This window comes from Solirhodobacter olei (assembly GCF_004010155.1).
GTDB lineage: Bacteria > Pseudomonadota > Alphaproteobacteria > Rhodobacterales > Rhodobacteraceae > Solirhodobacter > Solirhodobacter olei.
This window is the reverse complement of sequence record NZ_RRYH01000013.1, coordinates 81,464-105,496: the sequence shown is the minus strand read 5'-3', so window position 1 is coordinate 105,496 and position 24,033 is coordinate 81,464. Positions and strand designations below refer to the sequence as shown.

Here is a 24,033-nt window from a genome sequence, read left to right as displayed (position 1 = left end):
CGCTATATCGGAGACACCGGCATGTCCCTCACCAAACTCGTGGAACGTCTGGTGCAGCTCGTGCCGGTGCTTCTGGGGGTCAGCGTCATCGTCTTTCTGATGATGGCAATGACCCCCGGCGACCCCGTTCAGATCATGATCGGCGACCAGAACGTGTCCGCGGCACAGGAAGCCCAACTGCGTCACGATCTGGGGCTGGATCGTCCCGCCTACGAACGCCTGGCCCTGTTCATCGGCCATGCCGCGACAGGCAATTTCGGTGAAAGCTTTTACTACAAGCGGCCCGTCGCGCAGGTGATCGCCGAACGCCTGCCGGCCACTATCGAACTCAGCGTGGTAGCGCTTCTAATCGCCCTCATGACGGCTATTCCGCTTGGCGTTCTGGCCGCCGTCAAGAAGAACTCTGTGCTAGACAAATTGGCGACGGTCGGATCGCTTCTGGGGGTCTCGCTACCCGGCTTCTGGTTCGGCATCCTGCTGCTGATGCTCTTCGCCGTGCAGTTGCACATCCTGCCCGTTTCTGGCCGGATGGGGTTCGCGACCAGCATCAAACCCATCACCGGTTTCCTTTTGATCGATACGCTGTTGCGCGGCGATCCCGCGGCCTTCCTTGATGCCCTGAAGCATATCCTGCTGCCCGCCATCACGCTTGGCCTGCCGATGACGGCCGTCTTGATGCGCGTCACGCGCACCTCGATGCTGGAAGTGCTGCGGCAGGACTACATCACCTTTGCCGAAGCAAAGGGTCTGTCACGGACCCGCATCCTGATCCGCCATGCCCTGAAGAACGCGCTGATCCCGACCGTCTCGGTCGCCGCGATCGAGACCGGTTCCCTGCTTGGCGGCAACATGATCGTCGAGACGGTCTTCGGCTGGCCCGGGCTGGGGCGGCTGGTGGTCGACAGCATCTTCGTTCGGGACTACCCGCTCGTCCAGGCGGCGGTGCTGCTTTATGCGGTCACCTACGTGCTTCTGAACTTCGTCGCCGACATCCTCTACACCTTCCTGAACCCGCGGGTGAAACTATGAGCGATGCCGCAGTGACCCGTCCCACCCCGTCCCAATCGCTGCTGCTGCGCAACCTCGCCGTCTTCGCAGAGAACCGCCTTGCCGCTGGCAGCGCGATCCTCGTTCTGATCTTCGTCGCGCTGGCGCTCTTCGCGCCGCTCATCGCGCCGCAGGATCCGAACGCGACGGACCTCTTCCGCCGCCTGCAACCGCCGGCCTGGCAAGCGGGCGGCGACTGGGCCCACGTGCTGGGTTGCGACGCCCTTGGCCGCGATATCCTGTCGCGCATCATCTATGGCTCGCGCGTGTCAATGCTCGTGGGGGCAACGGTGGTCTTCATCGCGACCAGCATTGGCATCCTTGCCGGCCTTGCCGCGGGCTATCTGGGCGGCTGGGTCGACACGATCATCTCGCGCACTGTAGATATCCTGCTGGGCTTTCCCTACCTGATCTTCGCGATCGGCCTGATGGCGATGATGGGCGCCGGGTTGGGCAACATCATCCTGGCGTTGGTCTACAAGGAATGGGTCATCCCCTGCCGCGTTGTCCGGGCAGAGACACTTGCCACGCGCGAACAGGAATATGTCGAGGCCGCGCGGGCACTCGGTGCCTCGAACCGTCACATCATGCTACGGGAAATCCTGCCCAACATCCTGTCACCCGTTATTGTCGTGTCGACCATCCGCATGGCGAACGTGATCATCCTTGAGGCCAGTCTCAGCTTTCTTGGTCTCGGGGTGCAGCCACCGACCGCGTCCTGGGGCGCGATGGTGGCGGACGGGCGCGCCTTCATCATGCAGGCGTGGTGGGTGAGCACCTTCCCCGGCCTGGCCATCCTGCTGCTTGTGCTGGCGCTGAACGTGGCGAGCCAGGGCCTGCGCGATGCCTTCGACCCGAGGTTCCACGAATGACCGCGCCCCTTCCCGGATACCTTCTTGAAGTCGCGGGGCTGCGCACCGCCTTTCATACCCGAGCGGGCGCTGTGCGCGCCGTCGATGGCGTCGACGTCATCGTCCGGCGGGGCGAATGCCTCGGGGTCGTGGGGGAGTCCGGCTCCGGCAAGAGCGTCACCTTCGCCTCGGTCATGGGACTGATCCGGCCACCAGGGCAGATCGAGGCGGGAACCGTCCGCTTCGACGGGCAGGACCTGCGCACGCTATCGCCCCGGCAGATGCGGGCGATCCGTGGCCGGGACATCGCGATGACGATGCAGGACGCGCTGACCGCGCTGAACCCCGCGCTTACCGTCGGCGAACAGATCTCCGAGGTGCTGGAAGCGCATGACGAGGGCCTGCCCCGTCGCGGTCCGGCACGCCGCCGGGCGATCACCGACCGCGCGGTCGAGATGCTGCGCCTCGTCGGCATCCCCTCCCCCACCGAAAGACTGCGCCAATACCCGCACGAATTCTCGGGCGGAATGCGGCAACGCATGATGATCGCTATCGCACTCTCCTCGCGCCCGAAACTCCTGATTGCGGACGAACCCACCACCGCGCTGGACGTGACAATCCAGGCGCAGGTTCTGGAACTGATTGCCGATATCCGTGCAAAGCTGGGGATGAGCGTCGTCTTGATCACCCATGACCTTGCCGTGGTGGCCGAGCATTGCGACCGGGTGATGGTGATGTATGCCGGCGAGGTCGTCGAAGAGGGACCGACGCAGGCCGTCATCGGTGATCCGCGCCACCCCTACACGAAGGGCCTTTTGGCATCGATTCCACGTCCCGCCCTGCGGGGCGAGAAGATCCACCCGATCACGGGACAGGTGCCCGAACTGATCAACCTGCCGGAGCAATGCCGCTTTCATTCCCGCTGCCCCGAGGCCGGTCTGGGCTGCCTTGCCCGCATTCACATGCAAAGCTCAGGCCCCGGCCGCAAGGCCCGATGCATTCGCCTTCACGATGGGGGAGAGGCTCATGGCTGAACCGCTGCTGTCCGTCACGGGCCTGACGAAAGTCTACCGCGGCACACCCAGCATCGTCGGCCGTCTGATGGGCCGGCCGACGCTGGAGGTGAAGGCCGTCAGCGATGTCAGCCTGTCCGTCGAGCGGGGCGAGATCCTCGGCCTGATCGGAGAAAGCGGCTGTGGAAAATCGACGCTAGGCCGGACAATTCTGCGGCTGCACGAGCCCACGCGAGGCGGCATTCGTTTCGACGGCATCGACGTATCGTCCCTCCCACCGCACGAGATGAAGGCGATGCGGCGGCGGATGCAGATCATCTTCCAGGACCCATATGCCTCTCTCAATCCCCGGCGCACGGTCGCCGATATCGTGGGTCTGCCTCTGCGGCTTCACGGCCTCGCCAGGGGTAAGGCCGAGACGCGGGACATGGTCGCTGCGATCATCGAGAAGGTCGGCCTCAAGACCGCGCATCTGGACAGGTATCCACACCAGTTCTCGGGCGGTCAGCGCCAGCGGATCGGCATCGCCCGCGCCCTTGTCAGCCGTCCGGAGTTCATCGTCTGCGACGAACCTGTCTCGGCGCTCGATGTGTCGATCCAGGCCCAGATCATCGAGCTCCTGTCCGACCTCAAACGTGACATGGGGCTGACCTACCTCTTCATCTCGCACGACATTTCGGTGATCGGCTACCTCAGTGACCGCGTCGCCGTGATGTATCTGGGAGAGGTGGTAGAGATCGGCCCGGTCCAGGCAATCCTCGAACGGCCGCGACACCCTTACACGCAAACGCTGATGTCCGCAGTGCCCAAGGTCGAGGCACAGGGCGGGCGGCACCGTGTCAGGCTGATGGGCGATCTTCCCTCGCCGCTCGATCCACCCAGCGGGTGCAAGTTTCACACGCGCTGCCCGCTGGCGACCGACCTCTGCCGCAGTCAGTCTCCGACGTCGCAGACGCTCGGCATCGGCCACCATGCATCCTGCCACCGACTGGGCGAAGACCTCAACCTGCAGGAAGAGGTGACTGCATGAGCACGTGGCCTCCTGCGGATGCCGAACCCTTCGCGCTCGAAGGGACGCCCTTCCAACGGGGGCTGGCTCAGGCCGCCGCCGGGCGTGCAGCCTGCGATGCGGTGCGTCGGGTCACCGCCGACCGGCTGACGGAGGCCGAGACCAAAGGACTGCTGACCACCCGGGCTGGTCAGTTCCTCGATGCACAGATGGCCTTCGCCCGCAGTAGCTGCATGCCGGAACTGGAGGAGCTCTCTGGCGTCGCCGAGGGCTTCGGTATACCCGTTGATCGCCTGTTCGCCGCCCTGCACCTGGGGATCCTGCATGATCTATCCGCGGTGCCGGACGGTCTTTCGGACGGATGCAGCGCTTGGGCGGTCGATGGCGGCAAGGACGGTCCGATCGTCGTCAAGAACCGCGATTTCTCTGGCGCCCATTCTGGCATTCAACGTGTCTTTCGGCACGAGGGGCCGGATCTGGCACAAGGCCCGATGTTCTGCTTGGGCAGCCTTGGCAGCCCCGGCGCATATTCCAGCGGGATGAATGGCGCAGGCCTCGCCATAGTGGACACGCAGATCGGTACCCACCGGCATCGCCCCGGCTGGCTACGCTATTTCCTAATGACCCGGCTGCTGTCGCAGTTCGCGTCGGTCGCGGATGCAGTCCGATTCATCCGCGCGCAACCTCACGTTGGCGGCGGCAGTCTGGTGATGGCGGATGCGCAGGGCGACGTTGCAGCGATCGAGTTGGGCACCACCGCGGTCGCCGTCGAGATGGCGCCGCGGGTGTGTCGAACGAACCATTTCACTTCGACGATGCTTGCACTGGAAACCCTGACCGATCCCGTAAGCACGATCGAGGATACGTCGCATGACCGACGTGCGTTTCTTGATCGAACCGTGCCCGGTGCCGAGTGGTCGGCACAGAGGGCAGCTCGGCTCATGGCCACGCATCGCGGGGATGCTTCGCAGGCGGGGCCACTCTGCCAGCACCCGGATGCGGGCGGCACGCGCACGATCTCCAGCGTCGTTTATTGCTGCGCGTCGCGGCTCATGTATGCTTGCCTCGACAACCCCTGCACCGGCCCTTGGCACCTCATGCGCCTCTAGACCGCGGGGGCCGCATGGACAGGGAAATGGCGCAATACAACGACGGCCTGATCGGTCAGCACGAGAGCATCCGCACCCTGCGCAGCCTGATCGAGCGGGTGGCGAAGAGCCCAGTGCGGACAGTCCTGATCTATGGCGAGACCGGCACCGGAAAGGGCCTGGTGGCGCGGATGCTGCATCGCGGGTCATCCCGCGCGAAACGCGAATTCGCCGAGATCAACTGTGCCGCCATCCCGGCGGGCCTGATGGAGTCCGAGCTCTTCGGCCATGAGAAGGGCGCCTTCACCGGGGCGATCGAACGCAAGATCGGCCTGATCGAGGCGGCCGACGGGGGCAGCGTATTCCTCGACGAGATCCGCGAGATGGAGCTGACGCTACAGGCGAAGTTGCTGACGCTGCTAGACACGCATCAATTCCGCCGCGTTGGCGGCGTGCGCGCGACCACCGTCGATGTGCGCTACATTGCGGCGACCAACAAGGTCCTTCTGTCCGAGGTGAATGCCGGACATTTTCGCGAAGACCTCTACTACCGGCTCCAGGTCGTCGCCTTGAATATCGCGCCGCTACGCGACCGGGGGGACGACGTGCTCATTCTCGCACGGCACTTCATCGACAAGTTCAACCGCCAATATGACCGCCGGATCAGCGGACTGAGCGACGAGGTTGCGCAGATCTTCCTGCAGTACCCATGGCCCGGGAACGTCAGGGAGCTTGAGAACCTGCTGGAGCGGATATTCATCCTGGAAGATGACGACGTGGTACTTCCCACACATCTGCCCGACCGCATCCTGCGCACCGTTCGCGCGGGCGGGCCATCCTCTTCGACCGGCGGCCATGCCTATTCGGCCGCCCTGCCGCCCGAGGGAGGCTTTCACGATGCGACGGCGGCCTTTCAGAGGGAGCTGATCGTCCGGGCGCTGAAGGACGCGGAGAACAATCTGCAGAAGGCGGCAACAGCGCTGAAGATCAGCCGCCACGCCCTGCGCCACCAGATGTTGAAGCTCGGCATTCTGGACGCGTGAAAATCCCTTCATGACGCGCGCAATCCGCGCAGGCGACGGGCCACCCCACCCGCCGTTCATATATTATCATTTTATCACAGCATGTTATGTTTCCGATCCGAACTGGCACGTAACTTGCATGTATGTTGATGACGGAATTGCTGGAGAGCCCCATGAAGTCGCTCAAGATCATCTGCCCGAACGGCCACCTGGGATTTGCCCCCCTGAAGGTTGAAAGCTTCCGGCTCGGCGTGGCGGCTAAGCCCGATTACATCGCCGCCGATTCCGGCAGCGACGACATCGGGCCCGTGCCGCTCGGGACGGATACCTGCGCAAGCCCCGCGGCCTGGCAGGAACACGACCTGGAACACATGCTGCTTGCCGCGCGGGAACTGGGCGTGCCGATGCTGATCGGATCGGCTGGCGACACCGGCACCAATTCGCGCGTGGACATGTATGTCGAGATGATCCGCAAGATCGCACGGCGTCACGACCTGCCGCCATTCCGCATCGGCTGGTTCTACTCGGAAGTCGACCGTGAGCTCGTCCGCGCCCAGATCAGCTCCGGCCATGCCGTTGCCGGCCTCGACGCCCGCCCGGACCTGACCGAGGACGAACTCGACGCGACGACGCGCGTCGTCGCCATGGCAGGCGTCCACCCCTTCGTGGAGCTCCTCGCACAGGATTGCGATGTCATTATCGGCGGCCGCAGTTCCGACAGCGCAATCTTCGCTGCCCCCGCGCTTTTCCACGGCTTCCCCGAGGCGCAGGCCTACTACCTCGGCAAGGTTCTGGAATGCGCGTCCTTCTGCGCCGAACCCTATGGCGCCAAAGAAACCGTTCTGGGCGAGATCACAAACGACTGGGTGGAAGTCACCGCGATGCATCCCGGCCAGCGTTGCACCGTCGCCTCGGTCGCCGGTCACGCGATGTACGAACGCTCCAACCCCTACCACGAATACGTAGCGGGCGGGCTGCTGGACATGACCGACTGCCACTATCAACAGGTCTCGGAAAAGACGACCCGCGTTACCGGCATGCGCTTCGTTCCGGCGACTGAGCTGCGGGTGAAGCTGGAAGGCTCCGGCAAGGTCGGCGAGCGCTTCGTGGGCATGGCCGGCATCCGCGATCCCTACACCATCGCCAACGTGGACGAGGTCATCGCCTGGAGCCGTGCTCAGGTCGTCGAGCGGTTCGGGCCCGAGGGCTGGGAGCTGCACTACAACGTCTTCGGCCGAGACGGTATCATGGGCCCCCTGGAACCGCTCCGCGACCAGCCGGGGCACGAGCTGCTGGTCGTGGTGCAGGGCCTCGCCCCCACGCGCGAAATGGCAGAGGAAGTCACCATGACCGGCACCCGGCAGCTGTTCTACGCCCGCCTTCCCGATGTGAAGGGAACCGCGGGCGGCGTGTCCTTCGTTCTGGACGAGGTGCTGCCGGCCAGCCCGGCCCATCGCTGGACGCTCAACCACACGATGCGGATCGACAACCCGCTCTCTCTTTTCCCGACGCAAACCGCGACCATCGGCGAAGCCGCCACCTCGGACGCTTGAGACAGGACACGCCATGACCACAATGAAGCTGAGCGACCTCGCCAAGACGATCCGAAGCAAGAACGCCGGAACGGACAAGATCACCTTCGACGTCATCTTCCGCGAGGCCGCGGCCTATGAACAGGTCAAGCGCTCCCGGGCGCTGACCCGCCAGAGTGTCAGCCAACTGCTGAAGATCAATCCGAACCGGATCACCGACTTTGTCGAATACGACCCCGCCTATGCGATCAAGTTCACGATCCTGCGCGACCGCCCAAGCGGCAGCGCCGGGGACGGCGATATCTTCGGAGCGCAGCAATATGCTCCTCTGCTGGACGTTGAGATCGAATTGGACAACTGAGGCCTCGGTCGCGCCGGGCAACGCCCGGCGCACTTGCTGACTGTCGGCTTTTGGGGGAACGTTAAGGACACTGCTGTCATTCACCGCCACACGACCAATCACCATTTGTGGCCCGTTCCCAACTGTCCCACCGCATCATATACAACGGTCGGCGGCCGGGCGCCTTTCTCCCCTCGTACGTTTGTCTTTGGTTGCGCGGCATCCTTCGGGGCGCCTGGTTACACCGGCTTTCGATCGGCCCGACCACGACACCCCCGCGCTCTTGGAGCGCCCCAATCTGGCCGCCGCACGGCGGTTCTTCAAGCGGGCGATCTGCATAACGGCACGCCTGACCGGGTCGTCATCGACAAGAGCGCTGCCAACCTGGCCGCCTTTCAAGCGGTGTACGTGATCCTGAAATTCACCGCCGTCGCGCGCACAACCGAAGTCCGGCAGGTCAAATTTCTCACGGATAACATTCTCGAACCGGACCAACGCCTCATCAAGCGGATCACCCGCCCGATGATGGGCTTCAAGGCCTTCCACTCGGCCGCCGCTGCCATCGCCGGGATCCAGACCGCGCATATGATCCGCACGGGGCAGATACCCGCCAATGGAGACATGCCCTTTCAGGTCTTCGCCGGGCTCGCAGGATAATTGTGTCCGCTGCAGGGGCGTAATCAGAAGCCGGAAGAATTTGCGACGGAACCGGATCAAGCGTGGAGGGGCGGGCGACGTTGGGCCCAGGGCGCCGCGAGCTCCAACTCGGCACACAGACTGATTAGCTCCTCGTCGGCACCGAACCGCGCGGCAAGGTGAATGCCGATGGGCAGGCCCTGCGCATTCATGTGGAGCGGTACGGAGGCGGCAGGCTGGCCGGTGGCGTTGAATGCCGCGGTATAGGGGGAATAGGCGAAGACGCCGTCGGGACCGGTGCGGAACGCGACGTAATCGTCGCGGCTGTGGCCGAAGCGGCCGATCTTCGCAGGGGGCTCTGCAAGCGTCGGGGTCAGCAGGATGTCCCAGTCCTCGAAGAAGCCGGCCATCTGGCGGCCGTAGGCATGGACGATGCCGACGGCCTCCAGGTAGCGGGTGCCGCGGATGGTGGCGGCATGGGCAATGGCGCTGCGCGAAACCGGCTCGATCTCATCCGGGCCGAGCGGGCGGCCCTTGAGGGCCTTTCCAATCGAAAGCGCCGTGCCACAGGCAACGATGTCGGTCCAGGCGCGCATCATCGGCTCGGTGTCGACTTCCGGACGCGCGTGCTCGACATGGTGGCCGAGGCTGGAAAGCAGCTTCGCCGCCTCGTGGGCAGCTGCCCGGCAATCGGCGTGGACCGGGGCGCCGGTCAGCGTCGTCTCGCATAGCGCGACGCGAAGACGGCGCGGGGGGCGGGAGATCGAGGCGGCATAGCCGCGCCCGAGGGGCGGCGCCCAGTACGGTGCGCCAGGGTCGGCCCCCTCGCAGGCGTCGAGCAGGAGGGCCGTGTCGCGAACCGAACGGGTGAGAAAACCGTCGATCGCCATGCCGGCCCAGCCTTCACCGGCAAACGGACCGTCGGGAAGCCGCGCACGGGTCGGCTTGAAGCCGAAGAGACCGCAGGAGGATGCCGGGATGCGCACCGATCCGCCCCCGTCCGATCCGTGGGCTGCCGGGACGATGCCGGCCGCCACCGCAGCGCCAGAGCCGCCGGAGGAGCCGCCGGAGGTACGGTCGAGATCCCACGGGTTGCGGGTCGGGCCGCCGTAGACGGCCGCCTCGGTCGCCGGGCCGATGCCGCCCTCTGGCGAGGTCGTCCGCGCAAAGGGAACGCAGCCCGTGCCCCTGATGCGCTCGAAGATCGCGCTATCACGAGAGTAGCGCGTATTCATGAACAGGCGGGAGCCGTTGTGCGAGGGAAAGTCGACTGCCTCGCAGCCGAGGTCCTTGATCAGGAAAGGAACCCCGTGCAGCGGGCCGCGCGGCAGACCCGCGCAGATCGCGGCGCGGGCCACGCTCTCCTGGATCAGCACGACCGCATTCAGCTTGGGGTTCAGCGCCTCGGTCGCCTCAAGCGCCGAGTCCAGCAGTTCGTCAGGCGTCACCTCGCCGCGGGCGACCAGCGCAGCCAGTGCCGTCGCGTCCATCTCTGCATAGCCTTCGATCATCGGCGCCTCCCTTGATTGCAGCCACACTATGCGGCGGGGCTGTGGTGTCTATAGGTGCTGTCGGAAGACCCCAGCCCTGGGTCGGGCGGAGGACGGCGCTACTCTGCCTGCCAGACGCCGCCTCTCGCCGGAGCGAGGAGGCCCGCCCCTAGCTTAGCGCCCGCGCGATCGCCCGCACGGCACCGCGCGTCGCCGCTTCCAGCGACGGGCTGAGAAAGTCCGGCCAAGTCGACAGCTTCGCCGCGACGAGGTCATGGGCAAAGTCGATGTAGATCAGCTGTCCAAACACACCGCGCGCCATCAGCACGCTTCCGTCGCCGCCGTTCCAGATCATGTTGCGGTAGGCACCGCCCGGCAGGCTGTCTTCGGCCTCGGGCGGATAGAGCGCATCGTTGCGCTTGCGGCTGTCGGCGATCCAGTCCACCGGAACGACGCCGCCGTCGAGCCACAGCTGGCCGAGGCGGGCATAGTCGCGCAGGGTTGCGTTGAAGCCCCCGTCTGCGAGGGCGTAGCCCGCCGGATCGACGGTGAAACAGGCACTCTCTTCCGCCCCCATCTTCTGCCACAGCTCCTCGGAAACGATCCGCGCAAGCCGGCGGCCGGTCGCCCGCTCCATGCAGAAGGCCAGCACATCGGTCTCGATCGAGCGGTATTCGAAGCGCATGCCATGTGGGCGGGTGGTTTCCGTCAGCCCGAGGATCAGGTCCCAGACATGGGCCGGCCAGATGAAATCCGGGTCCGCCCCGCCGGGCACCGGTTTCCAGCCGGAGGCGACGTCGACCTGGCCGATGTCCGAATAGGGGTCGGTATAGGCTTCGCCAAAGCGCGTCCCCGAGGTCATGTCGAGCACATGCCGGAGTTTCGCCCCACGCCAGCCGGTCGCTTCCAGCTCGGGCAGATAGCGCGTCACCGGCGCTTCAGGATCGAGTATCCCCTTACCAACGAGAATACCCGCTGTCGTTCCGACTACGGTCTTGGCAACCGACTGTGACAAATGGAGCGAACGCGGCGTCATGTGGTTGAAGTAGCGCTCGAACAAGATGGCACCGTCCTTCAACACGATGAAGCCGTCTGTGTAAGTCTCGTCCAGAAGCTCGGCGAGGCTGCCCGTCTCGCCGCCGGTCAGCGTCACCTCGAGATCGTCCAGATCGCGTTCGGCACGCGGTAGCTCTCGCACCGGGCCACCTCCGCGCCAGACCTCAACCGTGGGCAAAAGCTCACGGATGTGCTGGAAAGCCCAGCGGTTCCAGGGTGGCCGGTCCCAGTCGGCGCGGGGCACGATCAGACCGGGCGGAGACCCCTGCATGATCGCGGGCGGGGGATCCGAGTTGCGATAGGACGGTGGTGACATCGGGCGTCCGGAAAAGTCCGGAGGGGCATCCCCCTCCGGCGCGTTTGCACGGTCTACTTGCGCAGGTTGGTCCAGATCTGGTTGTAGATCTTCACGACGTCCGGCGGGCAGGGCTGAACGAATTCCGGCGTCGGCGAGCCCGCGGGCGGGGTGATTTCAGGCGCGTCGGCGAAGTCGGGCGGAAGATATTTTAGGCTGCCCTTGATGCCGTTGGCGTAACCCGCAAATTCGGAGATCAGCGCAGCGTTCTCCGGCTCCATCAGGAAGTTCTGGAACAGCTTGGCGTTCTCCATGTTCTTGGCGCCCTTCAGCACCGCGACATTGTCCATCCAGCCCTCGATCCCCTCCTTTGGATAGGCATATTTGACCGCAGGGATCTTCTTACGCATGCGGAAGGCCGCGCCGTTCCAGGTCTGGGTCACTATCACGTCGCCCGAGGTCATCTTGGTGATCGTGTCGTAGCTGAAGGTCTTCCAGTAGGGCTTGGCCTTTTCCAGAAGGTCGTTGACCTTCTTGAGGTTCGCCCGGTCGGCCCCGCAACGCGGTAGGCCGAGGTAGCGCTCGGCCGCGTGCATGATCGAGTTCATATCGTCGAGCATGTTGATCTGGCCGCGCAGCTCGGGCGGCGGATCAAACAAGATCTTGTAGGTGTTGATGTCGCCCTTGTATTTGTCGGTGTTCACCGCGAAGGCGGTGGTGCCGAACTGCCAGGGAACCGTGTAGTGGCGGCCCGGGTCCCAGTAGATGTTGACGAACTCGGGCTTGACGTTCTTGAAGTTCGACATCTGGTCAGGCTCGGTCTTGGCGAGGAGCCCGTCCTGGATCATGATCTTCACCGTGTAGTCCGACGGCACGACGACGTCGTAGCCGCTGTCACCGGCGCGCACCTTCGACAGCATGGTCTCGTTGGAATCATAGCTGTCCAGCGTGACCTTGACATTGTACTGCTTCTCGAACTTCTGGATCAGCTTGGGGTTGGTGTAATCGCCCCAGTTGTAGATGTGCAGCACACCATCGGCGAAGGCCGGCGCAGCGGCGAGCAGCGCCGCAGCCGAGAGTCCCAGTATTACTCTCCGTTTCATTCTATCTCTCCTCTGTTGGACTTCTGTTATCGTTATTGAACAGTCTTATCTCCGGCGCCGCGTGATCAGGAACGAGACCGCGACGAGAAGGATCGACACCGAAAGCAGGATGGTCGAGATAGCATTGACTTCCGGCGTCATCGGTCGCCGTATCTGGTTCCAAATGAAGAGCGGAAGCGTCGTTTGGCCAGGGCCGGCAACCAGCTGGGTGATGGTGAAATCGTCGAACGAGACGATGAAGGCGAGTGCCGCGCCTGACATGATCCCGGGCACCAGAAGCGGCAGGGTGATCCGCCGGAACGTCTTCCACGGCGGCGCATAGAGATCCGCCGCAGCATGGTCGAGCGTCAGGTCCATGTCCTCGAGGCGCGCGCGGATCGGCATATAGGCGAAGGGGATGCAAAACACGGTATGGGCGATGATCAGGTTGCCGATGCCGAGGTTGATCCCGAAGGCCCCCGCGATTAGCGCGAAGAAGGAGAGCGTGGCCACTGCGGTCACGATCTCGGGCACCATCAGCGGCAGGTTGATCACCATGAAGGCGGCGGTCAGCCCCTTCCAGGGGCGTACCCGGGTCATCCCGATCGCGGCGAGCGTCGCCGCTGCGGTGGAGACGACCGTCGCGGTGACGGCGATGATCATGGTGTTCTTCGCCGCGCTGTGGAAATCGGCATCCTGGAAGGCGACGGCGTACCAGTGCAGGCTGACCCCCTCCCAGTGCATCACGATCTTGCCGCTATTCAGCGAGAACACCATGAGCACCAGAATCGGGCCGTAGAGCAGCACCAGGCAGATCGCCGCCATCGTGGCGAACCCGGGCTGCTGCTTGGTGTCGACGGGCGGGCGCGTCCTAGCCATTGGTGGGCTTCCCGGTCGTGTTGCGGACATAGGCGAAAAGCGCGATCAGCACCGCCGCCATCAGAATCAGCGCCTGCGACGAGCCGAGCGGCCAGTTCCTGCCGGAACCGAACTGCTGGGCGATCAGGTTACCGATCATCATGTGCTTGCCGCCACCGAGGATCAGCGGCGTGACATAGGCCCCAAGCGCCGGAATGAAGACCAGCAGGCAGCCCGCGACGATTCCCGGAAGCGACGCCGGGATGACCACCCGCCACAACACGCGCCACCGTGTCGCGTAGAGATCGTAGGCCGCCTCCACCAGCCGGAAGTCCAGCTTCTCGAGACTGGCGTACAGCGGCAGCACCATGAACGGCAGGAAGGCGTAAAGCAGCCCCAGCTCAATCGCGAAATTGGTATAGAGCATGGTGATCGGCCGGCTAATCAGATGCAGTCGCATCAGGATGTCGTTGATCAGTCCCTCGTCGCGGATGATGAACATCACCGCGAGGGTGCGGACGAGGAGGTTGGACCAGAACGGGATGGTGATCAGCAGCACCCACCAGTTGCGCTGATGCTGCGGCCGCGTCGCCATGAAATAGGCCGTCGGGAAGCCGAGGATCAGGCAGACGACCGTCGTCGCCAACGCAAACAGGACCGAGCGCAGGTAGATAAGCAGGAACGCCGGCGCGAAGGTCAGCGCGCCCGAGAAAATGTCCTGCTGGAACAGGAAGTTCACATAGGCGTCGGTCGAGAAATGCCAGACCACGCCGCCGTAAGGCCCCGCCTCCAGGAACGAATAGACGAGGATGATCAGCAGCGGCACGATCCCGAACAGCGCGATGATCAGGATCGCCGGAGAGCTTAGCAGGCGGTTGCGGCGGGCGGCGTCCTTCCGTGCCTCGGCTTCCAACGATCCCGCCTGAACCGGAAGATCCACCATCAGTCCCTCAACACCCGCGCAGCTTCTTCATCGACCCGGATGCCCACCCGTGTGCCAATCGCAAACTCCAGGGCCCGGCGGCTATTCTGCTGGCGGACCATGAACTCATCACCGCTGTCGAGGGTGACGTAGTAATGCGTGTCAGTGCCGAAATAGACGACGTTCGAGATCTTTCCCGCGAAGCTCGACGCCGTGCCATCGGCCACCACCTGGGCATGTTCGGGCCGGATGACGATGGTCACCCGGCCCTCAGGCGTGAGGCCTTCCGGTTTTCCCGCCGAGAGCGTGGCGCCGGAGGTGAGCCTAACCTCGAGCGCCCCATTCACCTCACCAGCCACCTCGCCTTCGAGAAAGTTCGTCTCGCCAATGAAATTCGCCACGAAGCGCTCGGTCGGCTTATCGTAGATCTCGTGCGCCGTGCCGATCTGCAGCACCCGCCCGCCGGACATCACCGCGATCCGGTCGGACATCGTTAGTGCCTCTTCCTGGTCATGGGTGACGAAGATGAAGGTGATGCCGGTCTCGTGCTGCAGCCGCTTCAGCTCGATCTGCATTTCCTTGCGCAGCTTGTAGTCGAGTGCCGAGAGCGGTTCGTCGAGCAGCAGGACCTTCGGCTGGGGGGCGAGCGCGCGCGCCAGGGCCACCCGTTGCTGCTGGCCGCCAGAGATCTCCGAGGTCCGACGGTTCTTCAGGCTCTCCATCCGCACCAGCCGGAGCATCTCGTCGACGCGCGCGGCGACCTCGGCTTTCGGCCGGCCCAGCATTTCGAGCCCGAAGCCGACGTTCTGCCCGACGGTCATGTGCGGAAACAGCGCGTAGTTCTGGAACACGGTGTTGATCGGCCGCTTGTACGGCGGCAGGCGGGCGATGTCCTCGCCAAACAGCCGGAGTTCGCCTGAGGTGGGATAATCGAAGCCGGCGATCAGGCGCAGCAGTGTCGTCTTGCCGCAGCCCGAAGGGCCGAGTAGGGTGAAGAACTCGTTCTGACCGATGTCGATCGCGACATGGTCGAGCGCCGTCACGGCGGTTTCCCCGGCCCCGAAGATCTTGCTTACGTCGCGGATCGAGATCACGGACTTGCCGCCCACCTCGGCCGTGACCCCCAAGGCCTCCGTCATCTCACGGCTCACGATTGCGCTGTCCATCTCACACCCCCGTGAAATCCGTACACAGTCCGACTGACCTGTCAATTGTCACGTCACTGCTCCGGCGGCGGCCGGTGACGGTCTAGGGTCGGCGGTAGCTGACCCGGCCTCCGCAAATCGTGACCACCGGCCGAAGCCCCGCCAGTGCCTCTGGCGGCACCGCCTCGACATCGCCGGAGATGACCACCAGATCGCCCATGAAACCGGCTTTCAGCTTGCCTTTTCGGCGCTCGGCAAATTCGGCATAGGCTCCCTCGACAGTATAGCCGGCAATCGATTCTTCCAGGGTCACGCTCTGGTCCGGCAGTCCCTCGGCCCAAGGCTTGCGCGTCACCGCCGCCTGGATCCCGCGCATCGGGTCGATGTCGGAAACCGGCCAATCAGAGGCGAACGGCATCCGCGCGCCCGCATCGCGCAGCCGACGCCAGGCATAGGCGAGCGGCCAGCGGTCTCGCCCGATGCGCGAGATCGTCGGCTCGATCGGCAGGCCCATCTGGCCCGGCGGATGCGGCGGCTGCATCGAGGCGAGCACCCCGAGCTTGGCGAAGCGCGGGATATCTGCCTCGGTCGTCACCTCGATATGTTCGATCCGGTGGCGGCTGTCGCGCGGGCCGTTAGCACGGCGGGCAGCCTCATAGCCGTCAAGTACCGTCCGCACCGCCCAGTCGCCAATAGCATGGACAGCGATCTGCAGGCCGCGGCGGTCCGCCTCGGTGGCGATCTCGGCGAAGCGTGCCGCCTCGAACAGCGGCTCGCCACTCCAGTCGGGACGATCGCCATAGGGTGCAATCATCACGGCGGTCCAGGATTCCAGCACCCCGTCCATGAACAGCTTGACGAAGCCCGATGACAGAAACTCCGAGCGGTAGTGCTCGGCCATGTAGCTCGCCTTCTCCAGCGCCTCCAGCCGCATGAAGTTCTTGAAGTGGAACGGCACCCGGGCGCGGACCGGCAGGCGGCCATCCTCACTCAGTTCATCGAGCAGTTCGAGCTGGTAGAGATTGCCGTCCATGTTGTGTAACGAGGTGATCCCGTGCTGGGCGGCGTAGTCGAGCCCGCGCGCCATGATCGCCCGATCGGCGGCGCGTTCAGCGGCGGTCGGGGCCGGATCGGGCTCGCCCCCGGTCGCGAGGCCAAGACGAATCCGCGACTCCCCCGCCAGCGCATCGACCGGCCCCATCGCCTCGCTTTCGCGCAACTCGCCGCTGGCAAGCCCATCTGGCCCCATGACGATCTCGTTGGCCGGGCCGAGCTTGCGGCCGTGCAGGATGCCAGCCATCTCCAGCGCCTTGGTGTTGGCCCACATCGTGTGATGGTCGAACGCCGCCATCGCGAAGGGCCGGTCGGGCAGGATCCGGTCGAGATGGTGGCGCGTCACCGGCTCGTCAGCCGAAAGAATGGTATAGTCGGCCCCCTGGGCCATCAGCACAGGCTTGTCCGGGTGCTGCTCGGCAAAGCCGCGGATCGCCGCGCTCAGGCGGTCGAAGCCCGATACGCCGGCAAGCTGCAGATGAGCGAGCTCCGCCGCGCCGACGAAGAGGTGCAGGTGGCTTTCGATGAACCCCGGCAGCACCGAGCCGCCCTCGGCATCGACGATCTCGGTCGTCGGCCCCTTCAGCGCGGCGACGTCTTCGGCCGGGCCGACCGCAACGATCGTGCCTCCCGCAATCGCGACGGCTTCGGCACGCGGCAGGTCCGGGTCCATCGTCAGCACGCGGCCATTGGTGACGATCATTTCGGCGGCGGGGGGCATGCCGGACTCCATCTCAGGCAACCGGCCGAGTGAACCATGGAGCCCGCCCCTCAGCAACGCTCTTGTAGCGCGCTTGCACTTGCTCCTAGTCTCCGTCCGAACTGCAACCGGCGAGGGCCTCGATGCGCACGATCTTCTCTCCCAAACATGCCGGCCATGCCGGTCATCTCGAACTGATCTCGGGCAAACTAGTGTCTGGGTTCGAGAAGCCCGAGCGCGCCCAGTTCATCCGCGCTCGGATCGACGAGGTCGGCCTCGGCCCGGTGGACGAGCCCGAAAGCCATGACCTGAGCCATGCCTGTCGTGTCCACCGCGCCGACTTCATCGACTTCCTGCCTCAGGTCTGGCCAATGTGGGAAGCCTCGGGCCGGACCATGCCGACGCTGCCCTTCGCCTTTCCGACCCGCGGGCTGCGCGGCGACAAGCGCCCAGAGGGGATCGACGCTCTGCTCGGATTCTACGCCTTCGACGCCGGCGCGAGCTTCGTGGCTGGGACTTGGGAAGCGGTGAAATCCTCCTACGACACGGCGCTGACCGCCGCCGCTCTGGTCCAGGACGGCGCGCGCGCCGCCTTCGCCCTCTGCCGCCCGCCGGGCCACCATGCCGGCACCTCCTTCATGGGCGGCTATTGCTACATCAATAACGCCGCCGTGGCCTGCCAGTGGTTTCGCGACAAGGGCGCCGCGCGGGTCGCCGTGCTCGATGTCGATTACCATCATGGCAACGGCACCCAGGAGATCTTCTACGAGCGCAGCGATGTCGCCGTGTTCAATCTCCATGCCGATCCGATGGTCGAGTTCCCGTATTTCCTCGGCCATGCCGAAGAGCGTGGCGCCGGCGAGGGCGAGGGCTTCAACCACAACTACCCGATGCCCTTTGGCACCGGCTGGGAGGCCTGGAGCGCGTCGCTCGAGGATGCCTGCCAGAAGCTCGCCGCCTACCGGCCCGACGTAGTGGTCGTCTCGCTCGGCGTCGACACTTTCGAGAAGGACCCGATCAGCCAATTCAAGCTGAAAAGCGAGCACTACCCCAGGATTGGCGCCCGGATCGCCGCGCTGGGCCTGCCCTCACTCTTCGTCATGGAAGGCGGCTACGCGGTGGCGGAAATTGGCGTAAATGCAGTTGGCGTGCTGACCGGCTTCGAAGAGGCGTAGCACATCGGGCGCGGCACCAACACCAGGCCTTAGCCCTTCCGACCCAGAATGGTCCAGTTGCCCCCTGCAACGGGCTGTTTGCGTGTCTGCTTCCGGCAAACGGATAGAGCCGATGTTACGACTGACATGAGGGCGCATTGCAGTTGCTGCGACAGCGCGCGGCCGAGGGCTGCGACGAGCCCCTCATCTGCTGTTGAGCTTGCCTGGACGCGACACCTGAGATGGTCTCCTGAACAAGGCTCGGGCGCGCGCCCTCTCTCCAGTCCGGGCCGTATCGCACGTACAGGGCAACGAACGGCATCGAACCGTCTGTTCAAGCGATCGCACAAGGATTGGTTGCGTCATCCGCTCGGAATGGAGGTTCCCAATGCTGCTATCCGCATCGATCCACAGCTTGAGGCGGCGCGCCAAGCTCATGGTTCGCGATGAAGCCCTCAAATCGCCAGCCATTGCTATGTAGCGCTACTCGATCTGTTGGGCGGTCGGTGACCCTAACCGTTCATCTCGGGGAATTGACCGCCGCTGCGAAGTAAATTTTGCGCGCCGTCAATGGCGGGCCGGCCCGGAAGTTCGACGCTCTTCCCAAATTCGGTCAGGAGGGCGCAATGGAGACTTCAGAGGCGCAACTTCTCCAAAATCTGATCGATGGCGCTCGCACGCGGAACTGCTGGCGCAGCCGGAATCGCCGCATATCTCGCCGTTCGGGCTCGAGAGGCGCTGAAGCACCGCCGCAAGGCCCGACTGCGCGAGTGGATGTGGAAGGCCGGTGGTACGCGAAGCCATCCGCTCCAACCTGCGTCGGGCGCCGAAGCCTCGGCTTCTCGCTTCTCGCTGCAACAGCTCTTGCGCTCTGCGCTACGCCCGCCGCCGCCTATGTCGGGCCCGGAGCCGGGCTAACCGCCATCGGGACCATTTTGTCGCTGTTTGCGGCGGTGGCGCTCGCCGTTGTCGGCTTCGTCTGGTACCCGATCAAGCGGCTGCTGCGGAGCTTCGGGCGCCATCCTCGGCACCGAGACGGCGAGATCGCCGGGCGAAAGTGATGACTGCCGCCGCGCTCTTGCTTGGGGTTGCGGCCTTCGTCGTCGCAATCCGGTACTCGCAGGCTCCCGATGCCGGAGCGGAGGCGCTTGCGACGGCGTGGAGCGCGATCGGGGCGATGGCGGACAGGACGCTCTCCGACGACGAGAAGGAGCAGTTCCTCCGCCGCGCCTCGCTTCGGCTCTTCGCGGACTTCTTCCGCATCTCGCTGTCCGGGGTGCTCGCCTTGGCTGTGCCAGCCGCCATCATCTGGGCCGGAATTGCGGCCGGGCTGTTCAGTCCCGAGGATGTTGCGAAGACCGCGCTGAGCTGGCCGTTCCTTCTGGGGTCCAGCGCAGGGTCGGTAATTGCCTGGCTTGCGCTTACGTGGTTGACATGAGTGCTCCCCAATCACGCGCGGAGGTACCCTACGGGGCGTTCGACCGCCTGCTTCATCGCGTGGCCTTCGCCTATCCGGGCACACAACTCGCGTTGTCGGATATCGAGGACCGTCTCTACCGCGCCCGGATCGACCCCAACGCGACACGCCGCCCGGTCTTCATCACGTCCTTACCCCGGGCCGGAACCACTATTCTTCTCGAAGTGCTCTCGACCCTTCCCGAGTTCTCTTCCGCCACCTATCGCCAGATGCCGTTCACCATGCTGCCATTGCTCTGGGGCAGCATCACCGCAGGCCTCAGGCGCGAGAGTCGATTGACCGAGCGGGCGCATGGCGACGGCTTGATGGTCAGCTTCGACAGCGCGGAGGCGTTCGAGGAAGTCGTCTGGATGGCCTTCTGGCGCAGCCACTATGCGGCGGATCACATCCAGACCTGGGCCGCGGACGAGGTGGACCCCGAGTTCGTCGAGTTCTTCCGGGCCTATATCTGCAAGGTCGTCGCCGCAGGCGGCGGGCGCCGGTACCTCTCCAAGAACAATGCCGACATCGCGCGGCTCGGCCTGCTCGCGCGGCACTTCCCCGACGCGCGGATCGTGATCCCGATCCGCGATCCCTGGCGCCAGGCCGCGTCGCTCCTGCGTCAGCACCTGCGGTTTCTCGACCTCCACGCGAGGGAGCCGTTCACCCGCCGCTACATGGAGGACATCGGCCATTTCGAATTCGGCGAGGCGCATCGCCCGATCGCCTTCAACGGCGCCTGGCGCGATCCAAGCGGCGCGACGGAACCGGAGTACTGGCTGCGGTACTGGGCCGACGCCTATGAATACGTGCTGACAGAGGCCGGACGGCAGGCCATTTTCGTCGATCACGACGCGATGTCCGCCGATCCCGAACCGCATCTGGCGGCCCTCGCGGCGGCGCTGGATGTGGCCTCGCCCGGGGCGCTGGTCGCCACTGCGCCGAGGTTTCACACCCAGCCGCCGGTCGAACGGCCCGATGTGCCCCCTGCCCTCGCCGCCCGCATCGCGGAAACCCACGCCGCACTTCTGGCCCGCTGCCTCGGCCCGGCCCGCCCCACCGGCACGGGAAGAAAGGAGGCGGCGGCATGAGGGACGCGCGCGCCCGTGCGGTCTTCGTGCTTTCCGCCATCGTGCTTGCGGTGCTGTACGGGACGGAGGCGGGGCGCTCCAACTGGTTTCCGAACCCCCAGATTTCTCTGGCGATGACCACGGTGCAGGACGTGAGCCGGTACTGGCAGAACGACCTCGGGCTGAAGCCGACGCGGCACCTCGTTCCGGCCCGCAATCCCGGCCGGCCGAAGGGTGACACCGGGTTTCGGATCCTTCGGCCGGACGAGATCGAGCCAGGATACGTCGCCATCGCCGGGCTAAGCGCCGAGCAAAAACGCTCCGCCTTCTCGGTCACACTCTACGACATGGCTGGCAAGGTGCTACACGTGTGGCCGGTGAACTACCGCGCGCTCGACCCCACCGGGCCTGGCGGGCTCAACGTCATGATCCACGGGATGGAGCTGTTTTCCGACGGCTCCATCGCCGTCGCCTTCGACGAGGGCCGGGTGATGGCGCGGCTCGACGCCTGCGGGCGGGCAATGTGGATCAGCAAGGGCGCCTACAGCCACAGCGTCGTCTCCGATGGCCAGGGCCACCTCGTCAGCTGGCGCAACTACAAGATCACGTGGCTCGACGCGGCGACGGGCAAGAAGATACGAGAATTGGGCCTGCTGAAGCAGATCATCCCGCAGGGCGGCGACCAACTCGGCATCTTTTCGATCCTGTCGCACGTCTATTCCGAAAGCGGCAAGGTCCAGTATCTGGTCGATCCGTTCCACCCCAACAGCGTAAAGCCGCTCGTTCCAGCCATGGCAGCCGCCTTCCCCGAATTCAAGGTTGGAGACCTCCTCATCAGCCTACGCGAGCCGGACCTCGTCGCCGTCATCGACCCGGTGACGGGACATGTGAAGTGGTGGCAGAACGGGCCTTGGTACAAGCAGCACGATCCGGAGTTCGAGGCAGACGGGACGATCACGGTCTACGACAACCACCCCTCCTCCGGCGTGTCCCGGATCGTGAAGGTCGACCCGAAGACCCACGGGACCACGGTGCTGTTCCAGGGCAGCAAGCAGATCCCGTTCTACAGCTGGCAGCGCGGCAAGCATCAGGTGCTGACCAACGGCAACATCCTCATCACCGAGCCCGAGCACGGCCGGGTATTCGAGGTCGATGCGCAGGGGCGCCTAGTCTGGGAGCGCGAGATGGTCTGGGACAGCAATCAGAACTTGATCGTCACCGAGGCCCGGCACCTGGCGCCGGATTTCTACACGCACGGGCTTCCCACCTGTGCGATGGACGGAAAGTGAGACGGCCGGGTCTGGCCAGGCGATGGTGTGGACCATCACACGACAGAATTGGGACTACCCTGACGCGGTGGACGAGGGTTCCTGAGCGGCACCACTATTCTACGTCTCGACCTCACTTCGGGAATCTTTGATCGATTGCAACGGCAGACAAATTGACGGAGCTCAATGCAGCCTAGGCTAGGACGCCTAAGACCGCTCTGGCTCCAGCAGCGGATGTGAGTCGATTGGCCGAGGACATTTCACAACCGAAGAACCCAGAGTCTGCTCATGCAGAGGAGAAGGGAGCCCTGCCAAAGGCACCTCTCGTCATGCCGCGCCAGGTGCTGGAACATCCTGGCGGCCGTCTGGTTTGGCTCCGCTCTCTCTTGGAAGCCTGGATCAATTCTCATGTGCATGTTGATTGAGCCACACAACCGCATCCGGTCGTGCGCCGCATTCCTCTGGAAAAGATGCAGGGGGTCCTTCGCGAATTTTGCCTGCTTGATCGCGAGATCTCGTTGCCCCGTCCTTCGTCTTGGCAACGGGTTTTGGGAGCCGCCGTTGGACAGCGTGACATCCAATCATCTGCCTATGAAGCACATCGCAATCCGCCTGATCGACCCGACGGAATTTCCCTCTGGCGGCGTTAGCTGGGATGAGATGTCAGGGAGTGCAAAGCGTTGGACCGCGTGACCGGGAAGGAAGCGGAAGTGGCCGTTTCAAGCGTATCGCGGAAGGCGCGGCGCCTGGGGCGCTGGGTTTTCGGACTATTGCTGATCGCGGTGGTGGCGGGCGCCGCTTTCTGGTGGCAGACCCGCCCGACGACCGCGACAACCTATCTGACCCAACCTGCAGACCGGGGGGCAGTGGCGCGCACAATCTCGGCCACCGGCACGGTGAACCCTGTTCTGACTGTCACCGTAGGCTCCTATGTTTCCGGCGTCATCGAGCAGGTGCTCTGCGACTTCAACGACAGCGTCACGCAGGGGCAGGTCTGCGCTCGGATCGACGACCGCGCCTACCGCTCGGCTGTGGCGCAGGCCCATGCCAATCTCGATCTTGCAAGGGCGCAGCTCGCCAAGGATCAGGCCGGGCTCGAATACGCCAAGGCGAGCTATGACCGGAACGTTCAGATGGTGAAGTCCAACACGGTTTCGCGGGATGCCGCGGACCTCGCAAAGAGCACCTATGATCAGGCGCAGGCACAGATCCAGGTGGACCAGGCGACCATCGAACAACGTCAGGCGGCACTCGACGCGGCCAACATCGACCTCGACTATACCCAGATCAAATCTCCGGTCGCCGGCACGGTGATTCTACGCAACGTCACCGCCGGGCAGACGGTGGCGGCGAGCCTTCAGACGCCGACACTGTTCCTGATCGCCCAAGACCTCAGGCGGATGCAGGTCGACGTGAACGTTTCCGAAAGCGATATCGGGCAGGTCAAGCCGGGCGAGGCTGCGACATTTACTGTGAACGCCTATCCGGGGCGGACATTCACCGGAAAGGTCACCCAAGTCCGCCAGTCGCCGCAATCGGTGCAGAACGTCATCACCTATGACGTCACCGTGGCGGTCGCCAACGCCGACCTTGCGCTGAAGCCGGGCATGACCGCCGCAGCGCATATCGTAGTGGACTCGCGGACTGACGTGCTGCGGGTGCCTTCGAAGGCGCTGCGCTACCAACCCTCAGCCGCCGCGAGGGCAAGCGCTGGCACGGGTGGCACCAACGCCGGGCAAGGCCGCATCTGGGTACTGCGGGACGATAAGCCCGTTCCGGTTTCCGTTCGCATCGGGCTCGACGACGGCATCTGGGCTGAAATCACGGGCGGTCAGCTGGCGGCCGGCGACAAGGTGATCCTCGGCGAGGGCTCCGGCGCGGCTCGCCGAAGTGGCAGCCGGACCAGCAGCCCCGCCGGAGGTTTCGGGTTCCGAGCCTAGGGACAG

The 24,033-nt window shown here is 64.7% G+C and carries 21 protein-coding genes and 1 pseudogene; 15 read left to right on the top strand and 7 right to left on the bottom strand.

Going from position 1 to position 24,033, the window contains the following annotated elements:
* The first annotated feature begins 21 nt into the window (after nucleotides 1-21).
* From EIP85_RS11325 to EIP85_RS11285, 9 genes and pseudogenes are all read left to right on the top strand, one after another.
* Nucleotides 22-1,029, top strand: a complete 1,008-nt coding sequence (locus tag EIP85_RS11325; RefSeq protein ID WP_127902292.1) for an ABC transporter permease — start codon at nucleotides 22-24, stop codon at nucleotides 1,027-1,029.
* Nucleotides 1,026-1,919, top strand: a complete 894-nt coding sequence (locus EIP85_RS11320; RefSeq protein WP_127902291.1) for an ABC transporter permease — start codon at nucleotides 1,026-1,028, stop codon at nucleotides 1,917-1,919. The genes EIP85_RS11325 and EIP85_RS11320 overlap by 4 nt, the downstream gene beginning before the upstream one ends.
* On the top strand, nucleotides 1,916-2,932 hold the full coding sequence (locus tag EIP85_RS11315; protein ID WP_127902290.1) for an ABC transporter ATP-binding protein: 1,017 nt from the start codon (nucleotides 1,916-1,918) through the stop codon (nucleotides 2,930-2,932). Before EIP85_RS11320 ends, EIP85_RS11315 begins: the two co-directional genes overlap by 4 nt.
* A complete protein-coding gene (locus EIP85_RS11310; protein ID WP_127902289.1) occupies nucleotides 2,925-3,941 on the top strand; it encodes an ABC transporter ATP-binding protein in 1,017 nt (338 codons plus the stop codon). The genes EIP85_RS11315 and EIP85_RS11310 overlap by 8 nt, the downstream gene beginning before the upstream one ends.
* Nucleotides 3,938-5,029, top strand: coding sequence for a C45 family autoproteolytic acyltransferase/hydrolase (locus EIP85_RS11305; RefSeq protein ID WP_127902288.1), 1,092 nt, complete (start codon nucleotides 3,938-3,940; stop codon nucleotides 5,027-5,029). The genes EIP85_RS11310 and EIP85_RS11305 overlap by 4 nt, the downstream gene beginning before the upstream one ends.
* 14 nt (nucleotides 5,030-5,043) lie before the next feature.
* On the top strand, nucleotides 5,044-6,051 hold the full coding sequence (locus EIP85_RS11300; RefSeq protein ID WP_241559973.1) for a sigma-54 interaction domain-containing protein: 1,008 nt from the start codon (nucleotides 5,044-5,046) through the stop codon (nucleotides 6,049-6,051).
* Nucleotides 6,052-6,203: 152 nt separating this feature from the next.
* A complete protein-coding gene (locus EIP85_RS11295) occupies nucleotides 6,204-7,583 on the top strand; it encodes an acyclic terpene utilization AtuA family protein (RefSeq protein WP_127902287.1) in 1,380 nt (459 codons plus the stop codon).
* 13 nt (nucleotides 7,584-7,596) lie between these two features.
* A complete protein-coding gene (locus EIP85_RS11290) occupies nucleotides 7,597-7,923 on the top strand; it encodes a DUF4387 domain-containing protein (RefSeq protein ID WP_127902286.1) in 327 nt (108 codons plus the stop codon).
* Nucleotides 7,924-8,182: 259 nt separating this feature from the next.
* A pseudogene (locus EIP85_RS11285) lies at nucleotides 8,183-8,559 on the top strand (DDE-type integrase/transposase/recombinase); the annotation flags it as partial.
* Between the two features lie 56 nt (nucleotides 8,560-8,615).
* Here the strand turns inward: EIP85_RS11285 and EIP85_RS11280 are convergent.
* The 7 genes from EIP85_RS11280 to EIP85_RS11250 form a co-directional block, all read right to left on the bottom strand.
* A complete protein-coding gene (locus EIP85_RS11280; protein ID WP_127902285.1) occupies nucleotides 8,616-10,049 on the bottom strand; it encodes an amidase in 1,434 nt (477 codons plus the stop codon).
* A 148-nt stretch (nucleotides 10,050-10,197) separates the two neighbouring features.
* Nucleotides 10,198-11,226, bottom strand: a complete 1,029-nt coding sequence (locus tag EIP85_RS11275) for a serine hydrolase domain-containing protein (RefSeq protein WP_206615509.1) — start codon at nucleotides 11,224-11,226, stop codon at nucleotides 10,198-10,200.
* Between the two features lie 227 nt (nucleotides 11,227-11,453).
* Nucleotides 11,454-12,482, bottom strand: coding sequence for an extracellular solute-binding protein (locus EIP85_RS11270; RefSeq protein ID WP_164871707.1), 1,029 nt, complete (start codon nucleotides 12,480-12,482; stop codon nucleotides 11,454-11,456).
* Nucleotides 12,483-12,527: 45 nt separating this feature from the next.
* Complete coding sequence (locus EIP85_RS11265) at nucleotides 12,528-13,340, bottom strand: ABC transporter permease (RefSeq protein WP_127902284.1); 813 nt, start codon at nucleotides 13,338-13,340, stop codon at nucleotides 12,528-12,530.
* Nucleotides 13,333-14,262: an ABC transporter permease gene (locus EIP85_RS11260; protein WP_127902283.1), complete on the bottom strand. Its 930-nt coding sequence runs from the start codon at nucleotides 14,260-14,262 to the stop codon at nucleotides 13,333-13,335. The genes EIP85_RS11265 and EIP85_RS11260 overlap by 8 nt, the downstream gene beginning before the upstream one ends.
* A complete protein-coding gene (locus tag EIP85_RS11255) occupies nucleotides 14,262-15,380 on the bottom strand; it encodes an ABC transporter ATP-binding protein (RefSeq protein WP_127902382.1) in 1,119 nt (372 codons plus the stop codon). Before EIP85_RS11255 ends, EIP85_RS11260 begins: the two co-directional genes overlap by 1 nt.
* 109 nt (nucleotides 15,381-15,489) lie before the next feature.
* Nucleotides 15,490-17,160 carry an amidohydrolase gene (locus EIP85_RS11250; RefSeq protein WP_127902282.1) on the bottom strand — a complete coding sequence of 557 codons (1,671 nt, stop codon included), beginning with the start codon at nucleotides 17,158-17,160 and terminating at the stop codon, nucleotides 15,490-15,492.
* Between the two features lie 122 nt (nucleotides 17,161-17,282).
* On the opposite strand from EIP85_RS11250, the gene EIP85_RS11245 reads away from it, so the two are divergent.
* The 6 genes from EIP85_RS11245 (at nucleotide 17,283) to EIP85_RS11220 (ending at nucleotide 24,027) form a co-directional block, all read left to right on the top strand.
* The gene (locus EIP85_RS11245; protein ID WP_127902281.1) at nucleotides 17,283-18,314 is read left to right on the top strand and encodes a histone deacetylase family protein; all 1,032 of its coding nucleotides are present in this window, start codon (nucleotides 17,283-17,285) and stop codon (nucleotides 18,312-18,314) included.
* A gap of 914 nt (nucleotides 18,315-19,228) precedes the next feature.
* The gene (locus EIP85_RS23400; RefSeq protein WP_277749299.1) at nucleotides 19,229-19,354 is read left to right on the top strand and encodes a hypothetical protein; all 126 of its coding nucleotides are present in this window, start codon (nucleotides 19,229-19,231) and stop codon (nucleotides 19,352-19,354) included.
* Nucleotides 19,354-19,731, top strand: a complete 378-nt coding sequence (locus tag EIP85_RS11235) for a hypothetical protein (RefSeq protein WP_127902280.1) — start codon at nucleotides 19,354-19,356, stop codon at nucleotides 19,729-19,731. The genes EIP85_RS23400 and EIP85_RS11235 overlap by 1 nt, the downstream gene beginning before the upstream one ends.
* Entirely contained in the window at nucleotides 19,728-20,840 is a 1,113-nt protein-coding gene (locus EIP85_RS11230; protein WP_127902279.1) for a sulfotransferase, read from the top strand. The genes EIP85_RS11235 and EIP85_RS11230 overlap by 4 nt, the downstream gene beginning before the upstream one ends.
* Nucleotides 20,837-22,108: an arylsulfotransferase family protein gene (locus EIP85_RS11225; RefSeq protein ID WP_127902278.1), complete on the top strand. Its 1,272-nt coding sequence runs from the start codon at nucleotides 20,837-20,839 to the stop codon at nucleotides 22,106-22,108. Before EIP85_RS11230 ends, EIP85_RS11225 begins: the two co-directional genes overlap by 4 nt.
* 689 nt (nucleotides 22,109-22,797) lie before the next feature.
* Nucleotides 22,798-24,027 (top strand): efflux RND transporter periplasmic adaptor subunit, encoded by a 1,230-nt coding sequence (locus EIP85_RS11220; protein ID WP_206615508.1) that lies wholly within the window; start codon nucleotides 22,798-22,800, stop codon nucleotides 24,025-24,027.
* Nucleotides 24,028-24,033 lie beyond the last annotated feature (6 nt).